This is a genomic window from Methylophaga sp. UBA4204, assembly GCF_002379485.1.
Classification (GTDB): Bacteria; Pseudomonadota; Gammaproteobacteria; order Nitrosococcales; family Methylophagaceae; genus Methylophaga.
In genome coordinates, this window is sequence record NZ_DFTU01000087.1 from 114,065 (window position 1) to 115,763 (window position 1,699).

The 1,699-nt window shown below is 44.2% G+C and carries 1 protein-coding gene; it reads left to right on the forward strand.

From position 1 onward, the window contains the following. On the forward strand, positions 1-1,311 hold a 1,311-nt coding region (locus B3182_RS13050; RefSeq protein WP_292753048.1), incomplete at its 5' end, for a substrate-binding periplasmic protein. Positions 1,312-1,699 lie beyond the last annotated feature (388 nt).

A 1,699-nucleotide genomic window follows, 5' to 3' on the forward strand; every position in this document is an offset into this window, starting at 1 on the left:
GAGGTCAGACGTCTTGCTGCGGTTACCATGGAACAGGCACAGCAGGCAGCCAGGCAACTGGACTTCACTCAGGTTAATGCCGAGCTGGATCAGATCCGTCAGACCAATTCTGAAAGACTGAACAGTTTTGTAGAGGTTATCCAATCGGCTACAGCACAGCTCACCGAATTATTTCAATCGATTAGTGAACAGTTGAACGCGGTGATGGAAAACACCGGAGTGATTTTTGAAACGCTGGATCTCAGTAATGGTGTTATGCAGCGTATACAAAGCAAGAATAAAATCATCAACGATGTGGTTGAAGATATGTCCACTGGACTGGAGCAAATTGATATACAAACAGCGGAGATCGATTCAGCAGTCAGGTCAATGGACAACACATTGAAAAAACTCTATCTGGTACCTGATGCATCACATGATCAACTTGACGATATTCTACAACGTGGAAAATTGAGGGTAGCGATAGAACCCAATTTTGTCGGTTTGTCGTTTCGTGAAAAACTCGGTGAGCCGCTGAAAGGACTCGATGTGGATTACGCCAGAGCTTTTGCACGTTACCTGGGTGTCGAATGTGAATTTATCGAAGCGCCTTGGGATATGTGCACAGAGTTGCTCACGGTGGGTAAAAAATATGGTGAACCGCCGGCGGATATTGTTATCAGTGCACTTCCTCCGTCGGCAGAATACGATAACGTGGCGTATTCTGAAGCCTACACATATCTGCATTGGGTATTGGCTCGCAGGAAAGGTGATAATCATATTAATCGGCTTGACGATCTAAATGGCAAAGTCGTTGGAATTATTAATGATCCGGCGGCGTTTCAAGTGCTTGAAGATTGCGGTATTCGCTGGAGCAGTAATGAAAACAAACCCGGTGAAAGGGTCCGACTGGATAATCTAATCGCTTATTCCGATCAAACGCGCATCCATAACTGTCTAGCGGATGGAGTAGTAGATGCCTTTGGGGTCGATTTGCCAATTTATTACTGGGCTTGTGAAAACCCTGCCAGTCCGTGGTTCGGCAAGATTGAAATTCTGCCAGGAAATATTGCGCCCCAACCGTATTATTACACCATGACAGTTAATGCCTGGGCATCAAGTTACCGTCTGCTGGCCAAAGCCAATGCGTTTATTCATTGGTTTAAACAACAGGATGAACGCCAGCAGATAGAACGTAAATGGCAGGGAGCCGCAGTAAATGGCGATATCAGTTACCGCGATGAGCCGGGGGATCTGATGGGGGAGGCCGAATTAAAAAATTTATACGAAGCACATTGCAGCAAATTTAAGCTGGCGCCCAAAAGTCTGTAATCGAAGGCAATGTAGTCTGAGGGGAAAAGAAGATAGTCGTTTTCTACAAAGTTAAATGTCTCGTTATTTAACCTCTTACGGGAAAATATCCCAGTTGTAATCTCCAAAAATCAGATGCCTTAGTGGAATCTTTCATAATTGTGAAGACTCTTCAAACAAAACACTAAATCAGTGTGACATCATCAATCAAAAATAAATTAAGCGATATAGTCGTTGACCGTGCAAAGGGTAGGTCTATATAATTCCCTGATTTGCTTAAGGCAAAACTAAAAGATCCAGCGGATAGAGATGGAGCAACTAGCCAGAGTCAGGCCCGTAAATCAGCTGCTAATAACACAGGTTATAGCGTTGGTTGTTATTGTGGCTTGTGTCTTATGGTTACATGGGA